This window comes from Streptomyces sp. NPDC018693 (genome assembly GCF_044391385.1).
Taxonomy (GTDB): domain Bacteria; phylum Actinomycetota; class Actinomycetes; order Streptomycetales; family Streptomycetaceae; genus Streptomyces.
On sequence record NZ_JBIRZZ010000044.1, the window covers coordinates 1 to 3,025 of the forward strand.

The 3,025-nt window shown below is 70.6% G+C and carries 2 protein-coding genes; both read left to right on the forward strand.

Annotated elements, in window-relative coordinates:
- The first annotated feature begins 245 nt into the window (after window positions 1–245).
- On the forward strand, window positions 246–1,466 hold the full coding sequence (locus ACH5AC_RS38360) for an Ig-like domain-containing protein (RefSeq protein ID WP_398866989.1): 1,221 nt from the start codon (window positions 246–248) through the stop codon (window positions 1,464–1,466).
- Between the two features lie 146 nt (window positions 1,467–1,612).
- Window positions 1,613–2,359 carry a DUF6227 family protein gene (locus tag ACH5AC_RS38365; RefSeq protein WP_398866990.1) on the forward strand — a complete coding sequence of 249 codons (747 nt, stop codon included), beginning with the start codon at window positions 1,613–1,615 and terminating at the stop codon, window positions 2,357–2,359.
- The last annotated feature ends 666 nt before the right edge of the window (window positions 2,360–3,025 follow it).

Genomic DNA, 3,025 nt, shown 5'->3' on the forward strand with positions numbered 1-3,025 from the left:
ACCACCCCCCAGGTCATGCCTTCGACAGGGGGCAACAGTCATGCCGGGCCCAGAGGCCAGCGGCCCCGTTGCGGAGCCGCGGAAAACATAACGGGCGGCCGTGAGGGGCGTGACGTGGGGGATTGTCGCAGTTCTGTCACGTGGGGGCGGCGCGGGCGGTTGGGGGGAACCTGGTCGGGGGCTGTGGCCCTCTGTCTTGACGTACTGGAGCGGACCTCGCACATGACATGAAGCTGGAGCAGCCCGTGACAACGTCGGACATAGCAGCACGGCGCGTACTGGGGGCGTGGGCCGTGCTGGTGGTCGGTGCGCTGGCACTGACCGGGTGCAGCGGTGACGCCAAGGCCGACAACGGCGACGGCAAGAGCGGTGGCGGCACGGTGAAGGCGGCTCCCGCGAGGATCGTCATCTCGGCGGAGAACGGGTCGACGGGGGCCTCGATCAACACGACCGGGGTGAAGGTGACGGACGGCCGGCTGGTCGGTGTGCGGATGACGGTGGCGGAGTCGGGGCAGGACGTGCCGGGTGCGGTGGCGGCGGATGGCAGGAGCTGGAAGCCGACGGAGCAGTTGGAGCGCGGGACGAAGTACCGGATATCGGCGACCGCCCAGGGGGGCGACGGGAAGAGTGTGGCCGCCGACTCGGTCTTCACGACGGTGACTTCGTCCAACAGCTTCATCGGGACGTACACGCCGGACGAGGGGACGACGGTCGGGGTCGGGATGCCGGTGTCGTTCACGTTCGACAAGGTGATCAGTGACCGGAAGGCCGTGCAGTCGGGCATCACGGTGACGTCGAGCAGCGGGCAGAAGGTGGTCGGACACTGGTTCGGCTCGCAGCGGCTCGACTTCCGGCCCGAGGAGTACTGGAAGGCCGGGTCCAAGGTCACGATGAAGATCGACCTGGACGGTGTGGAGGGCGCGAACGGAGTGGTGGGGGTGCAGAAGAAGACAGTCACCTTCACCGTCGGGCGCTCGCAGGTCTCCACGGTGGACGTCAACACGCAGACCATGACGGTGGCGCGGGACGGCAAGACCCTCCGGTCGGTTCCGATCTCGTCGGGCGACGCCCAGCACACCACGTACAACGGGCAGATGGTGATCTCCGAGAAGCTCATCCAGACCCGGATGGACAGTCGGACGGTCGATCTGGGAGGCGAGTACGACATCCCCGATGTGCCGCACGCGATGCGCCTGACGAGGTCGGGCACCTTCCTGCACGGTAACTACTGGTACAAGCCGGGCAACCCACCCTTCGGTCGCTTCGGCAGCAGCCACGGCTGCGTCGGACTGCGGGACGTCCAGGGCGGGCGGGGGGACACTCCCGCCAAGTGGTTCTACGACAACTCGCTCATCGGCGACGTGGTGATCGTCAAGAACTCGCCCGACAAGACGGTGGCGCCGGACAACGGGCTCAACGGCTGGAACATGTCGTGGAGCGAGTGGACCGCCGGAAGCGCCCTCTGAGACGGCATGCGGGGGCCGCGCGGGAACTTCTCGCGCGGCTTCCGCGTTTTCCCGGCGTACGTTTTCTCGGTTCCCGGACATGATGTCCGACCGAGGGGCTACGGTATGCACCCACAAGGTGACATGCAGCAACGCCGGGAGAAACCTTGAGCGTTCCGTACGAGACGGCAGCGTACGAACCAGCCGAGTCGCCGGAGTCTCCTGAGGAGCACCTCGCGCGGCTCCTCGGCCGCGCCCTGAACTCCTTCGAGCTGCCCGACGACACCATACGGCGTCTCGATCACGCGCTGGCGCACGCCAGTTCGCTGCACTCCGCGCACCACAGCGCCGGGCTGCACCGGGAGACGTACCGGCACACCTGGCTGCTGGCCGACGGCTCGGCGCTCACCTTGTGGGAGCTCGTCCACAACACCGCGCCGGGCGGGGAGACGCAGCACGAGGTGTACGTCGACGAGGAGGAGCTGCGCACCGCGACCGCGCGCCTGCCTTTGCCGCCGGACGCCCCGGACTTCGAGCTGCCGGTGCTGGTGACGTTGTCGCCGGTCCCCGCGTCCCGGCATGTGTACGTGCCGGACGACTCGGCGGACCATGCGCGTCGGCTGCTGCGCCGCGCGGAGAACGCCGACCGGCCCGGCGCGGAGACGGCGGCGCTGCTGCGGAACGCGTTCGCGCACCAGATCACCCAGGCGTTCGGGCGGCCCTGTCGCGCGGGGCGCATCGGGCTGGGTTTCGCGCTCTACGAGCATGCCTTTCTGCTGGACGACGGCCAGGAGATCTCCCTCTGGGAGGTCGAGCACACGGCGACGCCCGACGGGCGGCACATGTGCGAGGTGTATCCGTCGGAGGCGGCGGCCCGCGAGGCGATGGAGCGGCGGGCGGCGCAGGTCTCATAGCGCGAGGCGCGCACGCCGGCGTGGGCGCGGGTGGCGCGCGCCTCGCGAGTTCCATGCGCCTCGCGGTACCACCCGCCCCCGCATGTGCTGCGCGCGCCTCCCGGGCGCCGTCCGGCCTCCCGGGCGCGGTGTGCGCCTCAGTCGCCGTCGTGGAATCGGCTCATCAAGCCCGCGAAAGTGGCTCGTTCCGCCGGAGAGAGGTTGACGGACTCCCGGTGGGGGGCGGATCCACGTGGGTGCGGAATGGCGGGGAGGGGCTCGGGGGTGGGGTGGGCCGAGCAGTGCGAGACCTTCGGTGGCCGGCAGGGGCGCGTTGCGGCGCGGCTGCGACGCAGAGCGCGGATCAGGGCGGCCACCCCGGCGGCGGATGCCACGGCCAGGGCGGTCGCGCCCGCGAGTCGGAGGTTCGAGGGGCGCTCGGGCATGAGGTCAGTAGACATCACGAAGTGTGACTTCGGGCCTGTATCGCCCTGGACCGTGATCTATCTCGCACAGGTCGCAGATCACGCACATCTCGGACGTCATGCGGCCGGGCGCCCCCCCCCGGGGGGGGGGGGGGGGGGGGGGGGGGGGGGGGGGGGGGGGGGGGGGGGGGGGGGGGGGGGGGGGAGCCCGGGTTGCGGGGGGGGGCTCGGGGGCCGGGTGGGCAGGTGCTGTACGAGGTGC